This is a genomic window from Methylobacterium sp. V23 (genome assembly GCF_002917135.1).
Lineage (GTDB): Bacteria > Pseudomonadota > Alphaproteobacteria > Rhizobiales > Beijerinckiaceae > Methylobacterium.
Genome location: NZ_PDHT01000004.1, coordinates 190,851 through 215,739 on the forward strand (window position 1 = coordinate 190,851; position 24,889 = coordinate 215,739).

The window sequence follows — 24,889 nt, forward strand, 5'->3', positions numbered from 1 at the left end:
GGCGTGCGGCATGGGAGGGCTCGGGCGAGGGGCGAATCGACTGGGGCGCGCCAGCGGCCGGCCGGCGCGCCCGGTGCCCCTAGCACGCCGGGCCGGACGGTCCAACGCGGCGTGCCAGGAGTTGCGCTCGAGACAGGGGTTGCGGTCGGGAGAGGGCTCGGTCAGGGCCGGGTGCCCTGGGGCGGCGTGGCGCTCGGACCTACCCGACCCGGCGCGGCGCCTGTGGCCGGGGCCTCGTCGGCCCCCGGGCTCGCCGGATTCGCCTGCGCGGTGCAGACCACCGCCTCCTTCTGCAGCTGCACGTAGCAGATGCTCATCTCGCCGGTGCGGTAATTGACCCGGAACACCCCCGCCTCGCGGGTGTGGCGGGAGGCGACCAGGCCGTATTCCGACGGGGCCTGGGCGCTGGCACCCTCGCCGGCGCCGTAGCAGACGGTGACGCCGACGCTGCCCACCGCACCCTCGCGCAGGCCGTACTGGCAGGAGGTCACCTCGCCCGTGACCTTGTCGACGCGATAGACCCGGTTCAGGTCGATCTGGGGCGCCGGCACGAACTCGAAGGAAGCGGCCCAAGCCGGCGCGGCCAGGGCCGGGAGAAGGCCGGCCAGAGCGACGAGGACCCGGGCGGGGCGGACGGACATCGGAGGCAGGATCGAACGCATCGGGAGCCTTCGTGAATGCTGAGGTGCGCGGGGCGGCAGGGTTCGGATCGGAGACGACGCAGCGCTAGCGCCGGCTTGCGGCGCAACCGTGGCCCGCCGGATCATCGCAGGCCGGAACGCAGAACGCCGCGACGGCGCGGGACGCGGGACAAAACGCGTCGCGATCCCGCCGCTGCGCGGGGCCCGCGCGGTGATGCCGCTGGCGTCATTCTGCCAACATGCTAACGGGGTTGGCCATGTTCGACGCCGTCGCCGCCCTCCACGACATCCTCGAGAACCTGGACCGCGACGCCCGCGAGGCGACGCGCCTGCGGGCGGTCCTGGTGCCGGAGCTGCGCCGGGTGATCGAGCTCGGGCGCGCCGATGCCGAGGCGCGGCTCCTGGAGGAGCGCGACGGCATCGCCTGCGCCCAGCGCCTGAGCCGCCTCACCGACGCGGTGATCCGCACCATCCACGACGCGGTGGTGTGGCGGCTCTATCCGAACGACAATCCCTCCACCGGCGAGCAGCTCGCCGTGGTGGCCACCGGCGGCTACGGCCGGGGCACCATGGCCCCGGGCTCGGACATCGATCTCCTGTTCCTGCTGCCCTACAAGCAGACCGCCTGGTCCGAGAGCGTCGTCGAGGCGATGCTCTACGTCCTCTGGGACCTCAAGCTGAAGGTCGGCCACGCCACCCGCTCGGTGGAGGAGTGCCTGCGCGAGGGCCGGGCCGACATGACCATCCGGACCTCGCTCCTCGAGGCGCGCTACCTGTTCGGCACCCGCGCCCTGTTCGAGGAGCTCGTCACCCGCTTCGACACCGAGCTGGTGATGTGGACCGCACCGGAATTCGTCGAGGCGAAGCTGCGCGAGCGCGACGCGCGGGTCTCGAAGGCGGGCGCCTCGCGCTACCTCGTTGAGCCCAACGTCAAGGACGGCAAGGGAGGCCTGCGCGACCTCAACACCCTGTTCTGGATCGCCAAGTACACCTACCGGGTCCGCGACCAGAGCGAGCTCGTGGCCGCCGGCCTGTTCACGCCCGAGGAGTACCGGGTGTTCGAGCGCTGCGACGAGCTGCTGTGGCGGGTGCGCTGCCACATGCACTTCGTCACGGGCCGGGCCGAGGAGCGCCTGTCCTTCGGCCTGCAGCCGAAGATCGCCGAGCGCTTCGGCTACGAGCCCCGCGGCGGGCTCTCCGGCGTCGAGCGCTTCATGAAGGCCTACTTCCTGATCGCCAAAGAGGTCGGGGACCTCACCGCCATCGTCTGCGCGGCGCTGGAGGCGCGCCATGCCAAGCGCACCCCGGTGCTCGACCGCTGGATCGGCCGGTTCCGCGACCGCTTCCGCGCCACCGCCATCGAGGCGGAGGACTTCGTCGACGATCACGGCCGCATCAACCTGCGCGACACGGACGCCTTCAGCCGCGACCCCGTGAACCTGATCCGGCTGTTCTGGCTCGCCGACCGGCACAACCTGCCGATCCACCCCGACGCCACCCGGGCGGCCAACCGCGCCCTGCGCCTGATCGGCCATTCCCTGCGGGCGGACGAGGAGGCCAACCGGCTCTTCCTCGACATCCTGACCTCGAAGAACTCGCCCGAGACGATCCTGCGGCTGATGAACGAGGCCGGCGTGCTCGGTCGCTTCATCCCGGATTTCGGCCGCATCGTCGCGATGATGCAGTTCAACATGTACCATCACTTCACGGTGGACGAGCACCTGCTGCGCGCCCTCGGGGTGCTCTCGGCCATCGAGTCCGGGCGCACCGAGGAGGAGCACCCCCTCGCCACCCGCCTGATCAACACGATCAGCAACCGGCGCGCCCTCTACGTCACCGTGCTGCTGCACGACATCGCCAAGGGCCGGCCCGAGGACCATTCCATCGCGGGCGCCGCCATCGCGGAGAAGCTCGGGCCGCGCTTCGGCCTGACCCCGGCCGAGACCGAACTCATGGCCTGGCTGGTGGAGCATCACCTGCTGATGTCGATGACCGCCCAGAGCCGCGACCTCTCGGACCCGAAGACCATCGAGAAGTTCGCCGGCGTGGTGCAGACCCTGGAGCGCCTGAAGCTCCTCACCATCCTGACCGTGGCCGACATCAAGGCCGTGGGACCGGGCGTCTGGACCGCCTGGAAGGGCACCCTGATTCGCACCCTCTACGACGAGACCGAGGTGGTGCTCTCCGGCGGCCATTCGGAGATCGCCCGCACCGACCGGGTCCGCCTGATCCAGATGGCCCTGCGCGAGCAGCTCAGCGACTGGCAGGCCGAACTGTTCGACGCCTACGCGGCGCGCCACAACCAGGCCTACTGGCTGAAGGTCGACACCACCCGCCAGTACAAGCACGCGGGCTTCGTCAAGGCGCTGACGGCCGAGGGGCGCACCGTGGCCACCGCCACGGAGACCGATCCGGTCCGCGGCGTCACCGAGCTGACGATCTACTCGCCGGATCATCCGCGCCTGCTCGCCATCGTCACGGGGGCCTGCGCGGCCTCGGGGGGCAACATCGTCGACGCGCAGATCTTCACCACCACGGACGGTTTCGCCCTCGATTCGATCTTCATCTCGCGCGCCTTCGAGCGGGACGAGGACGAGCTGCGCCGGGCCGGCCGCATCACCGCCGCGATCGAGAAGGCGCTGCGCGGCGAGATCCGCATCGCCGACCTCGTGGCCGACAAGCACCCGCCGAGCGAGCGGTCGCGGACCTTCCTGGTGCCGCCCGACATGGCGATCGACAATGCCCTGTCGAGCCGCGAGACCGTGATCGAGATCACCGGCCTCGACCGCCCGGGCCTCCTCTACGAACTGACCACGGCGCTCAGCCGGCTCAGCCTCAACATCACCTCGGCCCATGTGGCGACCTTCGGCGAGCGGGCGGTGGACGTGTTCTACGTCACCGACCTCACCGGCACCCGGGTGACCCAGCCCGACCGCCAGGTGGCGATTCGGACGGCCGTGATGGAAGTCTTCGCCAGCGACGTGGCCGCGCTTCGGGCCGAAGGGCTCGATGCGCTGATCGACTCGCCGCCCCCGCGGGAGGCCTGAGCCGAGGCGTGCGGGAAGCGAGGCGGCGCTGCGCGCTTGATTTCAGGGCGTCACCGCCTGATATCAGCGCCAACCCCGACACCGACAATCTCCGACGAAACCACATGATGGCGAACGACATGCACGATGAGCGGCGCGACCCGGCCCAGGCGGTCGAGGAGACCCCAGGGGCCGCGCAGGCCGAGTCTGCCGGATCCGGCGAGGCGATGCAGGCCGATGCGCTGGCCACCCTCGTGGCCGAGCGCGACGAGCTCAAGGACCGGGTGCTGCGCACCCTGGCCGAGATGGAGAACCTGCGCCGGCGTACCGAGCGCGAGGTGGCCGATGCCCGCGCCTACGCGGTGACCAACTTCGCCCGCGATCTCCTGAATTCGGCCGACAACATCCGGCGGGCCCTCGAGAGCATTCCCGAAGCGGACCGGACCGGTGCCGACGGCGCCTTCAAGGCCCTGATCGACGGGATCGAGCTCACCGAGCGCGATCTCGCCAAGACCCTGGAGCGGCACGGCGTCAAGCTGATCGAGCCGAAGGGCCAGCGCTTCGACCCCAACCGCCATCAGGCCATGTTCGAGGTCCCGGATCCGGAGGTTCCCGCCGGCACCGTCGTGCAGGTCATGCAGGCCGGCTACATCATCGGCGACCGCGTCCTGCGCCCCGCTCTGGTGGGCGTGGCCAAGGGCGGACCGAAGCCGACCGCCGCCAATCCGGCCGACGCCGCCTGACGCGCCTTTAAGCGGAGCACCACCCCTCTCCGCCCGGGGAGGGGGATCGCAGCCGAGACTGCAGCGTCATTCCGGGGCGCCGCAGGCGAGCCCGGAATCCAGAGCCGCCGACGGTCTGACATCCTGCACCCCCTGCCTGTGGGGCAACCGGCCGAGCGGTCGGCACGCGACCCGTCGCCCGGGCGACCACCCCCGCCCCGTGGAGGGCGGGGAGGCGTGCCCCTACCGCAGCTGCACGCTGTCCACGACCTCGCGGAACTTCGCCAGCACACCCTCGCGCTTCTCGGCCTTCACGACGCCGACGGCGCGCAGGTAGCCGTCCGGCGCGAAGCGAATCGTCTGCGAGATCACCACCGGCGTGCCGGAGGCCGTGTCCACGGCGCGCGCCACGATCTCGTGCCAGTCGACGCCGTTCTGGCGGTAGCTCTGGGCCCGCTCGATCACGAAGTCCTTCATCGTCTGATTCGAATAAAGCGCCGCCCGCGCGAAGGCGTCGCGCTGTTCCGTGGCCGGCGGCGGCTGCACCGCCTGGGCCAGAACCAGGATCGGCTGCTCCAGGCCGAGCATCTCGTCCTTCGTGCCCTGCGTCAGCAGCACCGAATTGCCGGCGAGCACCCGCACCGGACGGAAGCCGGCGTCGTTGCCGATGCGGAAGGGCAGGGCGGCGACCTGCTGCTCCAGGGTCAGCGCCGGCCGGATGTGGATCCCGGTCAGCAGCCGCTTCATGGTCTCCTCGGTCTCGGCATCCGGCGTCGCCTGCGCGATGATGATGCCGGTCACGGTCGGGTCGCCGACGAGGAGCATCCACTTCTTGATCGCCGGGGTCCCGGCCGATTCCACCGCCGGCTGCTCGCCGGTGAACAGCACCGCGTCGACGTCGCCCGCGACCTTGATGGCCTGTCGGCTGGTGACGATGAAGCCCTGGGCCTTCAGGTTCGCATCGGTGAAGTTCGTCTCCAGGTCGGCGAAGGCGTTGGCCGGCAGCTCGACCACCGAGACCGTGGCACCGCCTTCCAGCCGCTCGAGGCCGGAGAAGCGCTTGGACGAGACCATGTCGGAGGGCGGGTCGAAGCCGAAGCGCGAACTCGGCGGGAAGACGGGGTCAGCCGCCAGGGCGGGTCCTGCCAGTCCCAGGACGAGGACCAGGAGGGAAACGGGACGAACGAGGTTACGCAGACGCATCGTATCGAATCTCCGCAAGGCCCCGGTCTTGGACCGGGCAAGGTCCGCCGGGCAAGGTCCGCCGTCCGTCCCTTGGCGGGAGCGGCCCGGCGCTGAGGCTGTCGCGATGGGTCGGCTCAACACCCCGCCGCTGTCAAGCGTCCGGGGGCCGCGTCACGCGTCGCAGGGTCAGGTTGCAGCGCTCGCCCGGCATGAGGAAATCCGGCACCGGCCCGGGGGCGGTACCCTGGAGCAGGTCCGGTGCCTCCGGGACGAGGCGGTCGATTCCATGATGGATCAGCCGTGCGGGCCCGCCGATCACGAGCGCGTCACCGGCCCGGAGGCGCACCGAGCGGGTCGGGTCCGAGCGCCGGAGGCCGCCGTAGCGGAACAGGGCGGTGGCGCCCAGCGAGAGCGAGAGGACGGGCGCGTCGAGGGCATCCTCGTCGCGGTCCTGGTGCAGGCCCATGCGGGCGTCGGCCTCGTACAGGTTGACGAGGCAGGCCTCGGGCGGAGCGCCATACCCCGACAGGGCGTCCCAGGCGGCCCGCGCCGTGGGTGGGATGTCCGGCCAGGGGGTATCGGTCACGGGATGGCGTGCCTGGTAGCGGTAGCCCGCCCGGTCGGAGACCCAGCCGAGGGGCCCGCAATTCGACATCCGCACCGAGAAGGGCTGGTCGGTGCGGGGCATCCGCGGCGTGTAGGGCGGGGCGGCCCTCAGCGCTGTCGCGAGTTCGGCGGCGAGGCGTGCCTGCGCCGCCGCGTCGAGGTAGCCCGGCAGATGGAGCAGGCCGGGAACGAGGACGATCCCGGCCGGATCAGGGGACGCCATCGGTGCCGTGGTCAGACCTTATGGTCGATGTCGTGCTCCAGCACCGTCTTGCTCTCCACCGTGGTGTCGGCCTTGAGCTGGTAGACGAGCGGGATGCCGGTGGCGATCTCGAGGCTGGCGATGGTCTTCGTGGTCATGCCGTCGAGCACCATCACCAGGGCGCGCAGCGAGTTGCCGTGGGCCGCCACCAGCACGCGCTCGCCCGCCATGACGCGGGGCAGGATGAACTGGATGTAGTAGGGCAGCACGCGCGCGGCGGTGTCCTTCAGGCTCTCGCCGCCGGGCGGCGGCACGTCGTAGGACCGGCGCCACTGGTGCACCTGGGCGTCGCCCCAGCGCTCGCGGGCGTCGTCCTTGTTGAGGCCGGAGAGATCGCCGTAATCGCGCTCGTTCAGCGCCTCGTTGCGGATCGTCTCGACCCCCTCCAGGCCCATCTCCTCCAGGATCAGCGCGCAGGTGCGCTGAGCGCGCTTCAGGTTGGAGGTGAAGGCCACGTCGAAGCCGTAGCCCTGCTCCTTGAGCCAGCGCCCGGCATTGCGGGCTTCCTCGACGCCGAGATCCGTCAGCTCGGGATCACGCCAGCCCGTGAACAGCTTCTTGAGGTTCCATTCGCTCTGGCCATGACGAGCGAGGACGAGAAGGCGATCCATCGGGGGATGATCCTCTTGGTCTTTGAGACGGCACGGCCTCGGCAGAGGCGCGGGCACAGGACGATGGTGCAGCGCAACGAGCGCGCATCGGGCGGCTCATGCGCGCGTGAGTCTGAACGGCAGATGACGAAACGTACCGGCCCGGTGCGGGCTCCGTATGAATGCCTGGAGACGCCTGACAACCCATGAACTTCCTCAAGTTCGGATGTCTCTAAAGCCCGAGAACGTCGTCCATCCCGTAGAGGCCGGGCGGCTTGGCGAAGGCCCAAAGTGCGGCCCGCACCGCGCCGCGGGCGAAGACCGCCCGGTCCTCGGCATGGTGGCTGACGGTGATCCGCTCGCCCGGGCCGGCGAAGACCACGCTGTGGTCGCCCACCACCGTACCGCCGCGCAGGGTGGCGAAGCCGATGTCGCCGGGCCGGCGGGCGCCGGTATGTCCGTCGCGGGTGGAGACCCGGGTGTCGGCGAGCGGGACCCCACGCCCCGCCGCCGCCGCCTCGCCGAGGAGGAGGGCGGTGCCGGACGGGGCGTCGACCTTCATGCGGTGATGCATCTCGACGATCTCGATATCGAAATCCTCCCCGAGGGCCGCCGCCATCCGGCGCACCAGGCCGGCGACGAGGTTCACCCCGAGGGACATGTTGCCGGAGCGCACGATGCGGGCATGGTGGGCGGCCGCCGAGAGCTTGGCGAGATCGGCCTCCTGCAGGCCCGTGGTGCCGACCACGTGGACGATGCGGGCCTGGGCGGCGAGCTCGGCGAAGAAGGTGGTGGCGGCCGGTGCCGTGAAGTCGAGGACGCCCTCGGCGGCGGCGAAGATCGGCAGGGGATCGTCCGTGACCGCGACGCCGAGGGGCGCGAGGCCCGCGAGCGTGCCGGCATCCTGCCCCAGCGCGGGGGAGCCGGCGCGCTCGATGGCGCCCGACAGGGTGCAGCCCTCGGTCTCCGCCACCGCGCGGATCAGCATCCGTCCCATGCGCCCGTCGGCGCCGACCACCACGAGCCGCATCGTCCTCAGCCTCCAGAGATTGTTGCCCACTGCCGCGTGCGCGTTGCGGTACAGCCTCCGGACGGAGCGGACAAGGATCAGCGCCCCGCCTGCGCCAGCAGGGGCCCCAGCACGTCCGTGACGCCGTTCACGGTAATCTGGGTGCCGACGCAGAGGAGCAGGAAGGCGAAGAGGCGCCCCAGCACCCGCGCGCCGACGGGGCCGATCCAGGTCACCACCCGGTCGGCCGAGCCGTAGGTGAAGCGCACGAGCACGGCGATGGCGAGCGCCGCCAGGGACATGCCGACGTAGAAGCCGATCCGGTCGGGGCCCGGGGCCGGACGGTTGGAGCCCAGCGCGATCGCCACCGCGATGGTGCCGGGTCCGGTGGTGAAGGGCAGCGTCAGCGGAAAGAACGCGATCTCGGCCAAGTTCCCGGCCGGGTTCCCGGCCGAGTTTCCAGCCGGCTCCCGGGTCGCCTCCGCCTGCTTGCGCGCCTCTCGCGCCTCGGGCGCCGTCAGCAGCGTCCAGGCCGAGGCCGCCACCACGAGGCCCCCGGCGATGCGCAGAGCCGCCAGGGAGACGCCGAAGAAGTTGAGGATCGGCGCGCCGGCCCAGAGCGTCGAGAGCATGATCAGGGCGGCGTAGAAGCCGATGCGCTTGGCGAGCTCCAGGCGCTCGGCATGGGAGTTCAGGGCCGTCACCTGCGCGAAGATCAGCGACGAGCCGACCGGGTTCACGATGGAGAACAGCGAGGAGAAGGCGAGCACGAATCTCTGCAGGGCCGCTTCGGGGGCGATGAGGCTCAGCATCCGCTCAGCCCGGCGAGGGGGCGGGCACCAGCACGCGGGCCGGTGCGAGGCGGGCCACCTTGCGCACCCGGCGCACGGCGACGGGACGGTAGAGCTGCTTGGTGGCGTCGACCACGTGCAGCCCGGCGAAGGGCAGCGACAGGCTCGTGCCCATCCGCTCCCAGGCGCTCGCCGTGCGCAGCAGCAGCCGGTTCTCCACCGGGGGCATGTAGAGGGTCTCGGCCCAGCCCTCGGGAGAGAACTGGGTGGTGCGCATCAGCCGGGCGAGCTGCGAGCGGCTGTAGGGCTGGCCATGGCCGAAGGGGGTCGCGTCGCGCCGGGCCCAGACGCCCCGGCGGTTCGGCACCACCAGGATCATGCGGCCGCCCGGGGTCAGCACGCGCCAGACGTCCTGCAGGAGTTCGGTCGGGCTCTCGACGGATTCCAGCGCGTGGACGAGGATCACCCGGTCCACGGCCGCCTCCGGCAGGGGCATCATGGTCGGGTCGGCGAGGGCCGAGCAGGAGCGGCCGCTGCCGGGCCAGTTCACCACGCCCTGCGTGGCCGGCATGAAGGCCAGCGTCCGTTCGGCGATGACGTGGACGGGGCCGAGATAGGGCGTGGCGTAGCCGAGCCCGAGGACCCGCAGGCCCGAGACCGAGCCGAGGAAGCCGTGGATCGCGCGCGCCACGATGCGGTGCGTCACCCCCCCGAGGGGGCTCGCATAGAAGGCGCGCAGATCGGTGACGTCGAGGCGCATGGCTCGGGTTTCGGTACGATCGCGCGGCTCGGGTCGGGATCGGCTCGAAGGCGCGCGACGAGAAAGGCTCACCCGCATCAATGGGGGGCGACGCCCGGCCCGACAAGCCCGGATCGGCCCAAGGCCCCGGAAGGAGCGGGGGAAACCGCCCCTGGACCTGTCTCTTGCCGCACCCATCTTCCTGTGCCGCACCGAGGGTCCGCCGCACACCGCGTCGGCGCGGCCCGTCCCCCGTCCGGAAGGAAGCCCCATGAGCGCCCCGAAGCCCGAGATCCGCACCTTCCTGTGCCGCAGCGACAACATCGGGGTCCTGATCCGCGATCCCGCCACCGGCGCCTGCGCCGCCATCGACGTGCCCGAGGCCGGCCCCGTGCTGGCGGCCCTCGACGAGGCCGGCTGGACCCTCACCGACATCCTCGTCACGCATCGGCACGGTGATCACGTGGAGGGCATCCCGGAGGTGAAGCGCCGCACCGGCGCCCGGGTGACGGCGCCCCTGAAGGCCGGCGACGCCGTGCCGGACGTCGACGCCACGGTCGCGGAGGGCGACGTGGTCCGGGTCGGCGACCTCGTGGCGCGGGTCTGGGAGACGCCGGGGCACTGCGCCGACCATGTCACCTACTGGTTCGAGGCGGCGGGCGTGATCTTTGCCGGCGACACCCTGTTCACCCTCGGCTGCGGCCGGGTGATGGAGGCCGAGCCCGCCACCCTGTGGCGCTCCCTGGAGCGCTTCCTGCCGCTGCCGGACGAGACCCAGGTCTATAGCGGCCACGACTACGTTCTCTCCAACGCCTGCTTCGCGCGGGCGGCCGAGCCCGGCAATGCCGCCCTCGCCGCCCGGGCCGCCGAGGCCGAGCGGGCCCGGGCGGAGGGCCGCTTCCTGATTCCCACCACCCTGGGGGCGGAGCGCGCGACCAATCCGTTCCTGCGCGCCGGCGAGCCGAGCCTCACCCAGAGGGTGGATCTCGCCCCCGGCACCCAGCCGTCGGTTGTCTTTGCCGCACTGAGGGCCTGGAAGAACCGGTTCTGAGTCGTTAAAGGGGCGTTACAGCGAGGCTGGTGCTGTCATTGATATTGGCCTCGTTGGACTTTCCGGGTGGAAATCCACTTCTCGCGAAGCGGCTCTGTCCGGATCGGTCCATCCCGTCCATCCACGAGCCCCGGTGTCCGATTTGATGCAGCCGCCCGGCCCGCCCTTCGCCTTCGGGCATGAGATCGACCTCGGCGAGAGCGGGGGAAGCGAACCGTCGGACGACCGGAAAGCCCCGGACAGCGCCGTCCGCCTCACGGTGCCGCGCGTCGCGCGTCCGGCACCACGGGCCGCGGCTCCCCTGGCCGTCGATGCGCGGCTCCTCGCCGTCGCCACCGAGCACCTGCGGCGCCTCGGTCCCAAGCGGGTCACCGTGGTGGCCGTCGCCGCCGAAGCGGGCATGACGCATGCCAACGTCTACCGCTACTTCCCGTCGAAGGACGCGCTCCTCGATGCCGTGGCGGGGCGCTGGCTGCGCGACGTCGAGGCGGAGCTCGCCCGCATCGCCGACGCGCCGGACCCGGCCGACGACAAGATCGAGCGCCTGCTCACCGCCCTGGCCAGCGTCCAGCGCGAGACCCTGGTCCACGAACCGAACCTCTTCGCTGTCCATCTCGACGCCACCGTGGGGGCACGGCCCATCGCCCGGCGTCACCGGGTCCGGCTGCGCAGCCTGGTCGAGCGGGTCGTCGAGGAAGGGATCGGGGCCGGTGCCTTCATCGCCCGCGACCGGGAGCGGGCCATCGCCCACATCTTCGACGCCAGCTACCGCTTCACCCATCCGCTGGCGATTCAGCACGATGCCGACCTGCCGCGTGACCTCGTGGAAGCCCGTCTCGGCGCTGTGATTCTGGCGATCCAGAAGGTGTTGCGGACGGGGACGCTCTGAGGCTCTGTGACAGAATTTCCTCTCTGTCACTTGGGCTCGATCCCGGGGTAAACTCGGCGCTCGCTTCTCTAACTCTCCGGTCCTGAACGGTTTTTTCCGACCGGCCGTGAGCCCGGCCGGCACCCGTCCTGACCTTCGCCCTGCTTTGCCCTTCGTGCCTCGGTTGAAGCCCTGGGCCTTTTCCGCCACACACCGCCGCAGCAACGCGCCGGTGGTTTTTCAAGCCTCCCAGCGCCGCGACCGCCACGCAAGGACCGGAGGTTCGTTTCCCCCATGGCACGCAGCAAGATCGCGCTCATCGGCGCTGGACAGATCGGTGGAACCCTCGCGCACCTCGCCGGCCTGAAGGAACTCGGCGACGTCGTGCTGTTCGACATCGCCGACGGCGTTCCGCAGGGCAAGGGTCTCGACATCGCGGAATCCGCGCCCGTCGACGGCTTCGATGCGACCTACACGGGCGCCAGCGACTATGCGGCGATCGCGGGGGCCGACGTGGTGATCGTCACCGCCGGCGTGCCGCGCAAGCCCGGCATGAGCCGCGACGACCTGATCGGGATCAACCTGAAGGTCATGGAGGCCGTCGGCACCGGCATCAAGCAGCACGCGCCGGACGCCTTCGTCATCTGCATCACCAACCCCCTCGACGCGATGGTCTGGGCCCTGCAGAAGTTCTCCGGCCTGCCCACCCACAAGGTGGTCGGCATGGCCGGCGTGCTCGATTCGGCCCGCTTCCGCCACTTCCTCGCCGACGAGTTCAAGGTCTCGGTGGAGGACGTCACCGCCTTCGTGCTCGGCGGCCACGGCGACGACATGGTCCCGCTGGTGCGCTACTCCACGGTCGCCGGCGTACCCCTCCCCGACCTGGTCAAGCTCGGCTGGACCACGCAGGAGAAGCTCGACGCCATGGTCGAGCGCACCCGCAAGGGCGGCGGCGAGATCGTCAACCTGCTCAAGACCGGCTCGGCCTTCTACGCCCCCGCCGCCTCGGCCATCGCCATGGCCGAGAGCTACCTGCGCGACAAGCGCCGCGTGCTCCCCTGCGCCGCCTACCTCAACGGCGAGTACGGCGTCTCCGACATGTATGTCGGCGTGCCGATCGTGATCGGCGCGAACGGCGTCGAGCGCGTCCTCGAGGTCGAATTCAACGGCGACGAGAAGGCGATGTTCGACAAGTCGGTCGGCGCCGTGAAGACCCTGATCGAGGCCTGCAAGGGCGTGAACCCCGCGCTGGCCTAGGTCGACCGTCATTCCGGGGCGCCGCGGGCGCGCCCGGAATCCAGGGCCGCCGATGCGGCAGGCTGGATCGCAACCTGTGTTTCTGGATCCCGGGCCCCGCTGCGCGGCCCCGGGATGACGCTGAGGTTCTCATCCATGAACATTCACGAGTACCAGGCCAAGGCGGTGCTGAAGGAATTCGGCCTGCCGGTTTCCAAGGGTGTGGCGATCTTCAAGCCGGAAGAGGCCGAGGCGGCCGCCCGGGAACTCGGCGGCCCGGTCTGGGTGGTGAAGTCGCAGATCCACGCGGGCGGCCGCGGCAAGGGCACCTTCAAGGGCGCTCCCGCCGGCGCCAAGGGCGGGGTGCGCGTCACCAAGTCCCTCGACGAGGTGAAGCAGTTCGCCGGCGAAATGCTGGGCCAGACCCTGGTCACGATCCAGACCGGCGAGGCCGGCAAGCAGGTCAACCGCCTCTACATCGAGGAGGGCGCCCAGATCGAGGCGGAGTTCTACCTCTCGATGCTGGTCGACCGCGAGACCGGAAAGGTCGCGTTCGTGGTCTCCACCGAGGGCGGCATGGACATCGAGACGGTGGCGCACGACACGCCCGAGAAGATCGTCACCTTCTCGGTCGATCCCGCCACGGGCGTGATGCCCCATCACGGCCGCCTCGTCGCCAAGACGCTCGGCCTCAGCGGCGCGCAGGCCAAGGAAGCCGGCGACCTCACCACCCGGCTCTACGAGGCGTTCACCGCCAAGGACATGAGCATGCTGGAGATCAACCCGCTGGTGCTCACCGGCGATGGCCATCTCAAGTGTCTCGATGCCAAGATCTCCTTCGACTCGAACGCCCTCTACCGCCACCCCGACATCGTCGCGCTCCGCGACGAGACCGAGGAGGATGCCAAGGAGATCGAGGCCTCGAAGTACGATCTCGCCTACATCGCCCTCGACGGCACCATCGGCTGCATGGTCAACGGCGCCGGCCTCGCCATGGCGACCCTCGACATCATCAAGCTCTATGGCGAAGAGCCGGCGAACTTCCTCGACGTGGGCGGCGGTGCCTCCGAGGAGAAGGTCACCGCGGCCTTCAAGATCATCACCGCCGACCCGCAGGTGAAGGGCATCCTGGTCAACATCTTCGGCGGCATCATGAAGTGCGACGTGATCGCCAACGGCGTGATCGCGGCGGTGAAGGCGGTCGGCCTGCAGGTGCCCCTGGTGGTGCGCCTCGAGGGCACCAACGTCGAGAAGGGCAAGGAGATCATCCGGAATTCCGGCCTGAACGTGATCCCCGCCGACGACCTCGACGACGCCGCGCAGAAGATCGTCGCCGCCGTGAAGAAGGGCTGAGAGTACCCATGTCCATCCTGATCGACGCGAACACCAAGGTCATCTGCCAGGGCTTCACCGGCAAGAACGGGACCTTCCACTCCGAGCAGGCCATCGCCTACGGCACCAAGATGGTCGGCGGCACCAGCCCGGGGAAGGGCGGCTCCAAGCACCTCAACCTGCCGGTCTTCGACACGGTGGCGGAGGCCCGCGAGGCCACGGGCGCGACGGCATCGGTCGTCTACGTGCCGCCGCCGGGCGCGGCCGACGCGATCTGCGAGGCGATCCAGGCGGAGATCCCGCTCATCGTCTGCATCACGGAAGGGATCCCGGTCCTCGACATGGTGCGCGTCAAGCGCGCCCTGGAAGGCTCGAAGTCCCGGCTCGTCGGGCCGAACTGCCCCGGCATCGTCACCGCCGGCCAGTGCAAGATCGGCATCATGCCGGCCAACATCTTCAAGCCGGGCTCGGTGGGCATCGTCTCCCGCTCCGGCACGCTGACCTACGAGGCCGTGTTCCAGACCACCAATGCGGGCCTCGGCCAGACCACCGCGGTCGGCATCGGCGGCGACCCGGTGAAGGGCACGGAGTTCATCTCCATGCTCGAGCTGTTCCTCGCCGACGACAAGACCGAGTCGATCGTGATGATCGGCGAGATCGGCGGCTCGGCCGAGGAGGAGGCGGCGCAGTTCCTCGCCGACGAGGCCAAGCGCGGCCGCAAGAAGCCCATGGTCGGCTTCATCGCCGGCCGCACGGCGCCTCCGGGCCGCCGCATGGGCCATGCGGGCGCCATCATCTCGGGCGGCAAGGGCGGCGCCGAGGACAAGATCGCCGCAATGGAAGCGGCCGGCATCCGGGTCTCGCCCTCGCCGGCCCGCCTCGGCAGCACCCTCGTCGAGGTCCTGCGCGGCTGACACGCACGGGACGCGGGCCTCGCGTTGTACGAGGTTCAGGTCCGCGACCCCATCTGACGACTGAGCGACGCGAGCCCATCGGGGCCCGCGTCTTTCCCGAGACATCCGATCCCGGCCGCGATCCGCGCGGATGGGGTCGGGCAGGGGGCCTCCCCGGCGGAGGACCCCGCACAGCGGCAGGATGACCCGAACGATGGCACGCCAGGACGCGCTCGAAACCTCGTTCCTCTACGGCGGCAACGCCGCCTATATCGAGGAGCTGCAGGCGTCTTACGCCCGTGATCCGAACTCGGTCGACCCCGAGTGGCAGACGTTCTTCCGGTCCCTGAACGAGGACAAGGGCCTGGCGGAGAAAAACGCCGCCGGCGCCTCGTGGGAGCGGCCGAACTGGCCGATCCACGCCAACGGCGAGATCGTCTCGGCCCTCGACGGCAACTGGGCCACCGTCGAGAAGGCGATGGGCGACAAGATCCGCGCCAAGTCCGACACCGCGACGGCCCCGGCCAAGGGGGCCGTCATCGCCTCGGCTCCCGGGATCTCGGTGGAGCAGGCGACGAAGGATTCGGTCCGCGCGATCATGCTGATCCGCGCCTACCGCATGCGCGGCCACCTGCACGCCAAGCTCGATCCCCTCGGCCTCGCCCCCCGCGGCGACCACGAGGAGCTGCATCCGCAGCATTACGGCTTCGAGGAGAAGGACTGGGACCGCCCGATCTTCCTCGACAACGTGCTCGGCCTCGAATTCTCGACCATCCGGGAGATCGTCGAGATCCTGGAGCGCACCTACTGCCAGACGCTCGGCGTCGAGTTCATGCACATCTCCAATCCGGAGGAGAAGGCGTGGATTCAGGAGCGCATCGAGGGCAAGGGCAAGGAGATCACCTTCACCCCCGAGGGCCGGCGCGCGATCCTCAACAAGCTGATCGAGGCGGAGGGCTTCGAGAAGTTCCTCGACCTCAAGTACACCGGCACCAAGCGCTTCGGCCTCGACGGCTCGGAGGCTATGATCCCGGCCCTCGAGCAGATCATCAAGCGCGGCGGCGCGCTCGGTGCCGAGGAGATCGTCGTGGGCATGGCCCACCGCGGCCGGCTCAACGTGCTCACCAACGTGATGGCCAAGCCCTTCCGGGCGGTGTTCAACGAGTTCAAGGGCGGCTCGGCCAACCCGGCCGAAGTCGAGGGCTCCGGCGACGTGAAGTACCATCTCGGTGCCTCGTCGGACCGTGCCTTCGATGGCAACAACGTCCACCTCTCGCTCACCGCCAACCCGTCGCACCTCGAGATCGTCGATCCCGTCGTGCTCGGCAAGGTGCGCGCGAAGCAGGACCAGCGGGCCAAGCCCACGGTGGAGCGCACCCGCGTGGTGCCGCTGCTCATCCACGGCGACGCGGCCTTCGCGGGCCAGGGCGTGGTGGCCGAGTGCCTCGGCCTGTCCGGCCTGAAGGGGCACCGCACCGGCGGCTCGATCCACTTCATCATCAACAACCAGATCGGCTTCACCACCGATCCGCGCTTCTCGCGCTCCTCGCCCTATCCGTCCGACGTGGCGAAGATGGTCGAGGCGCCGATCTTCCACTGCAACGGCGACGACCCGGAGGCCGTGACCTTCGCGGCCAAGATCGCGATCGAGTACCGCCAGCGGTTCGGCAAGCCCGTCGTCATCGACATGCTCTGCTATCGCCGCTTCGGCCACAACGAGGGCGACGAGCCGGCCTTCACCCAGCCGAAGATGTACCAGCGCATCCGCAAGCACCCGACGGCGCTGGAGACCTACGGCAAGAAGCTCGTCGCCGAGAGCGTGGTGAGCCAGGAGCAGCTCGACGCCCGCAAGGCCGAGTTCCGCGCCATGCTCGACGCCGAGCTGGAGGTCGCGACGAACTACAAGGCCAACAAGGCCGATTGGCTCGACGGCCGCTGGGCCGGCTTCAAGGCCGTCCGCGAGGACGTGGACGATCCGCGCCGCGGCAAGACCGGCGTGCCGGTGGAGACCCTGCGGGAGATCGCCCAGCGCATCACCACGCCGCCCCCCGGCTTCCACCTGCACCGGACGATCCAGCGCTTCTTCGACAACCGCGCCAAGGCGGTGGACTCGGGCCAGGGCATCGATTGGGCCACCGCCGAGGCGCTGGCCTTCGGCTCGCTCCTCATCGAGGGGAATCGCGTCCGCCTCTCGGGCCAGGACGTGGAGCGCGGCACCTTCTCGCAGCGCCACGCGGTGGTGATCGACCAGGAGAACGAGCAGCGCTACACCTCGCTGAACTCGATCCGCGAGGGCCAGGCCAGCCTGGAGGTCATCAACTCGATGCTCTCCGAGGAGGCGGTGCTCGGCTTCGAGTACGGCTACTCCGCGGCCGAGCCCAACGCCCTGGTGCTGTGGGAGGCGCAGTTCGGCGACTTCGCCAACGGCGCCCAGGTGGTCATCGACCAGTTCATCTCGTCGGGCGAGCGCAAGTGGCTGCGCATGTCGGGCCTGACCCTGCTGCTGCCGCACGGCTACGAGGGCCAGGGCCCGGAGCACTCCTCCGCCCGCCTGGAGCGCTTCCTGCAGATGTGCGCCGAGGACAACATGCAGGTCGCCAACTGCACCACGCCCTCGAACTACTTCCACATCCTGCGGCGCCAGCTGCACCGCGAGTTCCGCAAGCCGCTCATCCTGATGACGCCGAAGTCGCTTCTGCGCCACAAGAAGGCGGTCTCGCCGATCGAGGCCATGGCGGAGGGCTCGAGCTTCCACCGCGTGCTCTGGGACGATGCCGAGCGCGACGAGGACGGCATCAAGCTCGTGAAGGACGACAAGGTCCGGCGCGTCGTGCTGTGCTCGGGCAAGGTCTATTACGACCTCTACGAGGAGCGGGAGAAGCGCGGCGTCAACGACGTCTACCTGATGCGCGTCGAGCAGCTCTACCCGTTCCCCCTGAAGGCCCTGGCCAACGAGATGGCGCGCTTCCGCAACGCCGAGGTGGTGTGGTGCCAGGAGGAGCCGAAGAACATGGGCTCCTGGGCCTTCGTCGAGCCCTACCTCGAATGGGTGCTCGGCCAGGCCCAGTCGCCGGTGAAGCGTGCGCGCTACGTCGGTCGCCCGGCCTCCGCCTCCACGGCGGTGGGCATGCTCTCCAAGCACCAGGCCCAGCTCCAGGCCTTCCTCAACGAGGCGCTGGCGGTCTGACCGCCGGCCCTCTCTCCACGTTGCTCGCCTCCACGTTACTCGATCCGAGGGCGCCGCAGAGCGGCGTCCCAAACCCTCCGGACGGACACTGAACCATGGCAACCGATATCGTCGTCCCGACCCTGGGCGAATCCGTGAGCGAGGCCACCATCGGCCGCTGGTTCAAGAAGCCGGGCGACGCCGTGGCGGCCGATGAGCCCTTGGTGGAGCTCGAGACCGACAAGGTCACCCTCGAGGTGAACGCGCCGGCCGCGGGTCAGCTCGGCGAGATCCTGGCCAAGGACGGCGAGACGGTGGAGCCTGGCGCGCTCCTCGGTTCGATCGTCGAGGCCGGGGCCGGCGGGGGCAAGGCCGCGGCGCCGAAGAAGGCCGAGACCAAGCCCGAGACGGAGACCAAGGCCGCGGAAGCGCCGGCCCAGGACACCTCGGCCGGCTACGGCAACCATGGCGATGGCGCCCCGCCGGCGGCTCGGGAGAGCGGCGATCACGGCCCCGCGGTCGCCAAGATGGCGCGTGAGTCCGGAATCGACCCCGCGACCCTGAACGGCAGCGGCAAGGATGGCCGCGTGACCAAGGGCGACATGCTCGAGGCCACGTCGAAGGCTCCCTCCGCCCCGGCACCGGCCCCCGCGCGGGAGGCCAAGCCCGCCGCCCCGCGCGCTCCCTCGAAGCCCGACGATGCGGCGCGCGAGGAGCGCGTGCGCATGACCAAGCTGCGCCAGACCATCGCCCGCCGTCTCAAGGACGCGCAGGACAGTGCCGCGATGCTGACGACGTTCAACGACGTCGACATGTCGGCCGTGATGGCGATGCGGAGCCAGTACAAGGACATCTTCGAGAAGAAGCACGGCACCAAGCTCGGCTTCATGGGCTTCTTCACCAAGGCGGTGATCGGCGCCCTCAAGGACGTTCCGGCGGTGAACGCCGAGATCGACGGGCAGGACCTCGTCTACAAGAACTACTACCACATCGGCATCGCCGTCGGCACCGATAAGGGCCTCGTGGTGCCGGTGGTGCGCGACGCCGACGACCTGTCGATCGCCGGCATCGAGAAGAAGATCGCCGGCTTCGGCAAGAAGGCCCGCGAGGGCAAGCTCTCCATCGACGAGATGCAGGGCGGCACCTTCACGATCACCAACGGCGGCATCTACGGCTCGCTGATGTCGACGCCGATCCTCAACGCGCCGCAATCCGGCATCCTCGGCATGCACCGCATCGAGGAGCGCCCCGTGGTGCGCGCCGGCAAGATCGAGGCGCGCCCGATGATGTACCTCGCCCTGTCCTACGATCACCGCATCGTCGACGGGAAGGAGGCCGTGACCTTCCTCGTGCGCGTCAAGGAGGCGCTGGAGGATCCGGCACGCCTCGTGCTCGACCTCTAAGGCCCGGCAGCTGCCGTCCGCCGGCCGCGCTCCCGCGCGGCCGGACGCTTCCGTGCGCTTCGTACTTCGATGGTGGGGCATGACCCGCCGCCCAATCCAGCGAGTCAGATTCCTATGTCCTACGATCTCGTCGTAATCGGCACCGGCCCCGGCGGTTACGTCTGCGCCATTCGCGCCGCCCAGCTCGGCCTCAAGACGGCCGTGGTGGAGAAGCGGGCCTCCCACGGCGGCACCTGCCTCAACGTCGGGTGCATCCCGTCGAAGGCCCTGCTGCACGCCTCCGAAGCGTTCGAGGAGGCGGGCAAGCACTTCGCCGACATGGGCGTGATGGTCAGCGCGCCCGAACTCGACCTCGCGAAGATGATGACGTTCAAGCAGGACGGCGTCGACGGCAACACCAAGGGCGTCGAGTTCCTCCTCAAGAAGAACGGCATCGACGCCTATCGCGGCACCGCGCGCCTCGCCGGTGCCGGCCGCGTCGAGGTGCTGTCCGAGGATGGCGGCAACCAGCTCCTGGAGACGAAGAACGTCGTCATCGCCACGGGCTCGGACGTCACCAAGCTCCCGGGCGTCACCATCGACGAGACCGTCGTCGTCTCCTCCACCGGTGCGCTCACCCTGGAGAAGGTCCCGGGCAAGCTCCTCATCATCGGCGCCGGCGTCATCGGCCTCGAACTCGGCTCGGTCTGGCGCCGCCTCGGCTCCGAGGTCACCGTGGTCGAATATCTCGACCGGATCCTGCCGGGCATGGACGGCGAAGTCGGCAAGCAGTTCCAGCGCATCCTCGGCAAGCAGGGCATGCAGTTCAAGCTCGCGTCGAAGGTCACGGGCGTCGAGGTCAAGGACGGCGCCGCCACCGTCACGGTGGAGCCCGCCGCCGGCGGCGAGGCCGAGAAGCTGCAGGCCGACGTCGTGCTCGTGGCCATCGGCCGGGTGCCCTATACCGAAGGCCTCGGGCTGGAGACGGTGGGGGTCGGCCTCGACAACAAGGGCCGCATCCAGACGGACAGCCACTACGCCACCAACGTCACGGGCATCTACGCCATCGGCGACGTCATCGCCGGGCCGATGCTGGCCCACAAGGCCGAGGACGAGGGTGTCGCCGTGGCCGAGCTGCTGGCCGGCCAGTCGGGCCACGTGAACTACGGCGTCATCCCGAACGTGGTCTACACCCACCCTGAGGTCGCTTCCGTCGGAAAGTCGGAGGAGGAACTCAAGAAGGACGGCATTGCCTACAACAGCGGCAAGTTCCCCTTCACCGCCAACGGCCGTGCCAAGGTGAACCACACCACGGACGGCTTCGTGAAGATCCTGGCCGACGCCACCACCGACCGGGTCCTCGGCGTCCACATCGTCGGGGCCGATGCCGGCAACCTGATCGCGGAAGTCGCGGTGGCGATGGAGTTCGGCGCCTCGGCCGAGGACGTCGCCCGCACCTGCCACGCCCACCCGACCCTTACCGAGGCGGTCAAGGAAGCCGCCCTCGCGGTTGGCAAGCGCGCGATCCACATCTGAACCGCAGCGCCTTTCCGAGGACGAAGACGGCCGTCGTTTCACGAGCGGCGGCCGTTCTCGTTGGGGGCATCACGTCCCCAAGCCGCGCCATCGTCGAGAGGGCGGTCAGGGGGCTTGGCAGTCCATCACCTCGGCGGCCTGGGCCACGCTGAGGGCGCGCTCGCGAACCTGCCGCGAGAGGCCCGGCCGCTCGGAGACAGCGGCCGCTTCCCGTTCGAGGCGGACGTTGCAGGCGCAGGACCGATGCCCGGCCGCATCGAAGCAGGCGTCGTGGCGCAGGCAGGCGGCATCGAGATCGTCGGTCGGCGGCAAGCCCTCGCCCCGTTGGCCGGCACCACAATAATTGCCGTGGAACAGGGCCTTGCCCTCCAGCACCTGCGCGAGATCGGCCCTGGGAAGCGGCGGCTCATCCGGCCGGTCGACCTCGGTCAGGTCGTTGGCCGGACCACCGGCTCGGTCGGCAGAGCCGCGAAGCGCCCTCGGAATACCGGAGTTCGGGCCGGGCTGGTTCAAGGGCTCGCCGGCACGCCCGTTGGGATCGGCCAGATCGGGGAGTGGCGGTGGCGGTCCCGGGCGCCCCTCCTCCACCTCGACGGCCGGTGCCTCGGTCGCGGCCTGGGCCGGCGCTTCCCAGGCCGTCGACAGCAGCAGAGCGGCGATCGCCGCGGCGAGGGCGCGAAACCTGTCGGTCAAGGCTCGATCGTCTCCTGTCCTCCGGACCTCTCGACAGACGCGCCCCGTAAGGCGCGGAGGGGTCCCCGTCGGTCAGCAGATACGGCGAAGGTGTGGATTCCGTTCCCCCCGCCTTGATCCACCAGCGGCCCCGCGGTGAGAGCCGTCGGCGTCCGGACGTGGTTGACAGGCCGGAGCGCGTGCGACCTCTGACAGCGTCAGCAGGCACCGGGAGACACATCATGAAGGTCGTGGCGGATCTGTGCATCGTTCCGATGGGCGTCGGCCCCTCGGTCTCGCCCTACGTGAAAGAGATCAAGGCGGTCATCGACGCCAGTCCCCTCAATGCCGAGATGCATGCCAACGGGACCAATATCGAGGGCGAACTCAGCGACATCTGCGCGCTCATCGAGGCCTGCGAGGCCAGATTGAGCGAGATCGGCGTCCAGCGGGTCTTCATCACCATGGCGTTCTCGTCGCGGCGCGACAAGGACCAGTCCATGGCGGACAAGCTGAAGGCCGTTCTCTGAACGGGATCCGCGGCGGCGCGGATCGTCACGGCTTCGCCGGATCCGTCTTCGGTCGATCGAGCTTCTCGCCCGCCACGCATTCCCGCAGGTAGGTCTCACGGTGCGCGCCCGTGAACGCGTTCTTGTCGGCCTGCGCGGCGCAGACCGCCTCGTCGTGCGCCTGCCCGCTCGCAGGCGGGGCGACGGCCGGTGCCTGGGCCGCGGCCGGGGTTGCCAGCCCGAAGGCCGGGCCGGCCAGCCCGAAGGCAAGGAGCAGGATGTGACGATGCCGGGATGCCATGAAGGGTCCTTCCGTCCTGTGCGCTGTCCGGTTCGGTCCGCGTCGCCGGGGCAACGCGGCCGAACGGCCCTTGATCCGCCGGCCGGCCAATCCGCAATGGTCCATCAGCGTACGCATACGCAGGAAACGGAGAAAGAATTAACTGGCTCTCGGTGATGAAAGGACTCTGGCGGCGGTCGTTCTCCTTGCTCACGCCGCGCTGACCGCAGATCAACGATGGATGTCAGGGTGCTGACGATGCCCAAGCGACCCGTCCTGCTGCAGCGATTTCGATGGACGCATTCGGCCCGATGGCTGAGTGCCATCAACTTGCTTTCGATTATCGGTCTCTGCGCCGTCTCCGCCTTCATGCTCTGGCAGATGCGCCTCGATTCGGCCCGGCGCTCGGAGGTGACGTCGCGGAGCCTCGTGCAGGTTCTGGGGCGCGATATCGCTCGGAACATCGAGCTCTATGATCTCTCCCTGCGGGCCGTCGTCGATGGCCTGAAGCTTCCCGATCTGGCCCAGGCGGATCCCGAGCTCCGGCAGATGATCCTGTTCGATCGCGCCGCCACGGCCGAGAACTTCGGCCACACCCTGGTGTTCGACCGAGTCGGGAAGCTGATCATCAGCTCGAAATCCCTCGCCCCCGAGCCGCTGAACTACGCCGACCGCGAATATTTCCAGTACCACATCACCCACCCGGGCAACGAGCTGCACATCAGCCAACCCCTGGTTTCGCGCCTCACGGGCAAGCGGGTGCTGATCATCAGCCGGCGCCTGTCGGACCCGGATGGCAGCTTCGCGGGGGTCGTGCTCGGTTCGATCTATCTCGACTACTTCCGCCAGCTGTTCGCCGCCGTCGGTGCCGATCATGCCGGCACCGTCACCCTCTACGGTCCGGGCGGTACGATCGTCATGCGCGAGCCCTACGACGAGGGCGTCATCGGGCGGAGCGTCTCGGCCACGGACAGCTACCGGAAGTTCTTCGATGCACCGGAGGGCCGCTTCACCGGCCCTGCGATGGTCGGCGAGGGCAGCCGCGACTTCGTGTTCACCAAGGTCGGCGACCTGCCGCTTCACCTCAGCATCGCCGTGGCGCCGGAGGAAATCTATGCCGATTGGTGGCACCGCGCCCTGGTCCTCGGGGGGGTGGTGCTGAGCCTGTGCGCCTCCACCATCGTCCTGACCTGGCTGTTCCGCCGCGAGCTGCACCAGCGCAGGGCGGCGGAGCAGGCGGCCCTCGACCTCAACGTCCAGCTCGAGAAGCTGGCCACCACCGATGCCCTGACGGGCCTCGCCAACCGGCGACGGTTCGACGATGCGCTGGAACGCGAATGGCGCCGTGCGGTCCGCAACCAGCTGCCCCTCTCCCTCATCGTCCTCGATGCCGACTACTTCAAGGGCTTCAACGACCGCTACGGGCACCAGCGAGGCGACGAGGCCCTCCGGCTGATCGCGCGCTCCATCGAGGCGAGCATCGCCAATGCCTCCGACACGGCCTGCCGCATCGGCGGTGAGGAATTCGCCGTGATCCTGCCCGAGACCGACGCGGCGGGGGCGGAGATCGTCGCCCACCGCATCCGCGAGGCCGTGGCGGGCTGGAAGGTCCCGCATGCGAGCAGCCCCCTCGGGGTGCTCACCGTCAGCCTGGGCCTGGCGCAGATCCCCGAAATCCGGGCGGCCGACGCCGCCGCCTTCGTCGAGGCGGCGGACCAGGCGCTCTACGCGGCCAAGGCGAACGGGCGCAACCAGGTCCAGGTGCGGCGCCGGGACAAGGCCGGCCTTCGCCTCGCCGCGGGCTGATCCCGGACCAGGGGGCGCGGGGACCTATCGCGGGCGGGTCGCCGGAGCGCCGAGCTCCCGGGCGATGCCGTCGAGGCCCTGGTCGTAGACGCCCTCGATGTCGGCCCGGGCCTCGGCCTCGCTCATGCCGGCCGGGTCGAAGGTGGCGCTCCACACCACCGTCGCGCCGGTGCCGTTCGGCCGGACCTGCAAGGTGGCATTGTAGGCCGCCACCGGCAGGGGCCCCTCGATGAAGGCGTAGCTGTAGCTCATCCCGGCCTCGTCGCGCCGGGTCTCGGCTTCGACGAGGGTGCCGAGGCCTCCGGCGACGACGAGGCGGCGGACGGGCTCGTTGTCCTCCCGGTCGGCGTCGTCCCGGGTTCCGGATGCTTCGCAGGCGACCACCTGCGGGTGCCACAGGGCGATGGAGCAGAAGCCGCCGATGAGCGCCCACACGGCGGCGGCCGGGGCCGGGATGTCGCGGCTGCGCGAGACCTCGATCGCGCTGGCCGGGCCGGCGAGGAGCGTGAGGGTGACTCCCAGGATGGCCTGCCGCATGTCATTCCCCCCGTTTCCGCTCAGCGCAACCGGCTGACGCGAGGGAAGGT

The 24,889-nt window shown here is 69.9% G+C and carries 22 protein-coding genes; 12 read left to right on the top strand and 10 right to left on the bottom strand.

The annotated features are described in order from the left end of the window. Window positions 1-161: 161 nt before the first annotated feature. A complete protein-coding gene (locus tag CRT23_RS06560) occupies window positions 162-641 on the bottom strand; it encodes a hypothetical protein (protein ID WP_103709081.1) in 480 nt (159 codons plus the stop codon). A 257-nt stretch (window positions 642-898) separates the two neighbouring features. Between CRT23_RS06560 and CRT23_RS06565 the strand changes: the two genes are divergently transcribed. Together CRT23_RS06565 and grpE are read left to right on the top strand one after the other, a co-directional pair. Further along, entirely contained in the window at window positions 899-3,688 is a 2,790-nt protein-coding gene (locus CRT23_RS06565; protein ID WP_055948511.1) for a [protein-PII] uridylyltransferase, read from the top strand. Window positions 3,689-3,792: 104 nt separating this feature from the next. Continuing rightward, a complete protein-coding gene (gene grpE / locus CRT23_RS06570; RefSeq protein WP_055946239.1) occupies window positions 3,793-4,410 on the top strand; it encodes a nucleotide exchange factor GrpE in 618 nt (205 codons plus the stop codon). A gap of 222 nt (window positions 4,411-4,632) precedes the next feature. Here the strand turns inward: grpE and CRT23_RS06575 are convergent, their stop codons facing one another. The 6 genes from CRT23_RS06575 to CRT23_RS06600 form a co-directional block, all read right to left on the bottom strand. Then, a complete protein-coding gene (locus CRT23_RS06575) occupies window positions 4,633-5,592 on the bottom strand; it encodes a hypothetical protein (protein ID WP_103709049.1) in 960 nt (319 codons plus the stop codon). A gap of 133 nt (window positions 5,593-5,725) precedes the next feature. Then, entirely contained in the window at window positions 5,726-6,403 is a 678-nt protein-coding gene (locus CRT23_RS06580; protein WP_103709050.1) for an alpha-ketoglutarate-dependent dioxygenase AlkB, read from the bottom strand. 11 nt (window positions 6,404-6,414) lie between these two features. Beyond that, a complete protein-coding gene (locus CRT23_RS06585; protein ID WP_055946230.1) occupies window positions 6,415-7,053 on the bottom strand; it encodes a 2,3-bisphosphoglycerate-dependent phosphoglycerate mutase in 639 nt (212 codons plus the stop codon). Window positions 7,054-7,264: 211 nt separating this feature from the next. Further along, window positions 7,265-8,062 (bottom strand): 4-hydroxy-tetrahydrodipicolinate reductase, encoded by a 798-nt coding sequence (gene dapB / locus CRT23_RS06590; RefSeq protein WP_103709051.1) that lies wholly within the window; start codon window positions 8,060-8,062, stop codon window positions 7,265-7,267. A gap of 77 nt (window positions 8,063-8,139) precedes the next feature. Beyond that, complete coding sequence (locus tag CRT23_RS06595; protein ID WP_103709052.1) at window positions 8,140-8,853, bottom strand: MarC family protein; 714 nt, start codon at window positions 8,851-8,853, stop codon at window positions 8,140-8,142. A 4-nt stretch (window positions 8,854-8,857) separates the two neighbouring features. Continuing rightward, window positions 8,858-9,592 carry a methyltransferase domain-containing protein gene (locus tag CRT23_RS06600; protein ID WP_055946221.1) on the bottom strand — a complete coding sequence of 245 codons (735 nt, stop codon included), beginning with the start codon at window positions 9,590-9,592 and terminating at the stop codon, window positions 8,858-8,860. Between the two features lie 250 nt (window positions 9,593-9,842). Between CRT23_RS06600 and gloB the strand changes: the two genes are divergently transcribed. From gloB to lpdA, 8 genes are all read left to right on the top strand, one after another. Continuing rightward, window positions 9,843-10,622 carry a hydroxyacylglutathione hydrolase gene (gene gloB / locus CRT23_RS06605; protein WP_103709053.1) on the top strand — a complete coding sequence of 260 codons (780 nt, stop codon included), beginning with the start codon at window positions 9,843-9,845 and terminating at the stop codon, window positions 10,620-10,622. 259 nt (window positions 10,623-10,881) lie between these two features. Beyond that, on the top strand, window positions 10,882-11,511 hold the full coding sequence (locus CRT23_RS06610) for a TetR family transcriptional regulator (protein WP_338011819.1): 630 nt from the start codon (window positions 10,882-10,884) through the stop codon (window positions 11,509-11,511). Between the two features lie 273 nt (window positions 11,512-11,784). Then, a complete protein-coding gene (gene mdh, locus CRT23_RS06615) occupies window positions 11,785-12,747 on the top strand; it encodes a malate dehydrogenase (RefSeq protein ID WP_055946216.1) in 963 nt (320 codons plus the stop codon). Between the two features lie 135 nt (window positions 12,748-12,882). After that, window positions 12,883-14,079 (top strand): ADP-forming succinate--CoA ligase subunit beta, encoded by a 1,197-nt coding sequence (gene sucC, locus CRT23_RS06620; protein WP_055946213.1) that lies wholly within the window; start codon window positions 12,883-12,885, stop codon window positions 14,077-14,079. An 8-nt stretch (window positions 14,080-14,087) separates the two neighbouring features. Continuing rightward, the gene (gene sucD, locus CRT23_RS06625) at window positions 14,088-14,972 is read left to right on the top strand and encodes a succinate--CoA ligase subunit alpha (protein WP_055946209.1); all 885 of its coding nucleotides are present in this window, start codon (window positions 14,088-14,090) and stop codon (window positions 14,970-14,972) included. 193 nt (window positions 14,973-15,165) lie between these two features. Continuing rightward, window positions 15,166-18,138, top strand: a complete 2,973-nt coding sequence (locus tag CRT23_RS06630) for a 2-oxoglutarate dehydrogenase E1 component (RefSeq protein ID WP_055946206.1) — start codon at window positions 15,166-15,168, stop codon at window positions 18,136-18,138. Between the two features lie 95 nt (window positions 18,139-18,233). Next, window positions 18,234-19,520 carry a 2-oxoglutarate dehydrogenase complex dihydrolipoyllysine-residue succinyltransferase gene (gene odhB / locus CRT23_RS06635; protein WP_103709054.1) on the top strand — a complete coding sequence of 429 codons (1,287 nt, stop codon included), beginning with the start codon at window positions 18,234-18,236 and terminating at the stop codon, window positions 19,518-19,520. Window positions 19,521-19,634: 114 nt separating this feature from the next. Beyond that, the gene (gene lpdA, locus CRT23_RS06640) at window positions 19,635-21,035 is read left to right on the top strand and encodes a dihydrolipoyl dehydrogenase (RefSeq protein ID WP_103709055.1); all 1,401 of its coding nucleotides are present in this window, start codon (window positions 19,635-19,637) and stop codon (window positions 21,033-21,035) included. A gap of 105 nt (window positions 21,036-21,140) precedes the next feature. Here lpdA and CRT23_RS06645 read toward each other — a convergent pair whose 3' ends face one another. Next, window positions 21,141-21,686, bottom strand: coding sequence for a hypothetical protein (locus CRT23_RS06645; protein ID WP_245436009.1), 546 nt, complete (start codon window positions 21,684-21,686; stop codon window positions 21,141-21,143). A gap of 263 nt (window positions 21,687-21,949) precedes the next feature. Here CRT23_RS06645 and CRT23_RS06650 point away from each other — a divergent pair, with 263 nt between their 5' ends. Then, complete coding sequence (locus CRT23_RS06650) at window positions 21,950-22,237, top strand: MTH1187 family thiamine-binding protein (protein ID WP_103709056.1); 288 nt, start codon at window positions 21,950-21,952, stop codon at window positions 22,235-22,237. A gap of 25 nt (window positions 22,238-22,262) precedes the next feature. Here CRT23_RS06650 and CRT23_RS06655 read toward each other — a convergent pair whose 3' ends face one another. Further along, window positions 22,263-22,517 (bottom strand): hypothetical protein, encoded by a 255-nt coding sequence (locus CRT23_RS06655; RefSeq protein WP_103709057.1) that lies wholly within the window; start codon window positions 22,515-22,517, stop codon window positions 22,263-22,265. A gap of 309 nt (window positions 22,518-22,826) precedes the next feature. Here CRT23_RS06655 and CRT23_RS06660 point away from each other — a divergent pair, with 309 nt between their 5' ends. Then, window positions 22,827-24,302: a sensor domain-containing diguanylate cyclase gene (locus tag CRT23_RS06660; protein WP_181017270.1), complete on the top strand. Its 1,476-nt coding sequence runs from the start codon at window positions 22,827-22,829 to the stop codon at window positions 24,300-24,302. A gap of 24 nt (window positions 24,303-24,326) precedes the next feature. Here CRT23_RS06660 and CRT23_RS06665 read toward each other — a convergent pair whose 3' ends face one another. Continuing rightward, window positions 24,327-24,839 carry an SRPBCC family protein gene (locus CRT23_RS06665; protein ID WP_103709059.1) on the bottom strand — a complete coding sequence of 171 codons (513 nt, stop codon included), beginning with the start codon at window positions 24,837-24,839 and terminating at the stop codon, window positions 24,327-24,329. Window positions 24,840-24,889: the final 50 nt, after the last annotated feature.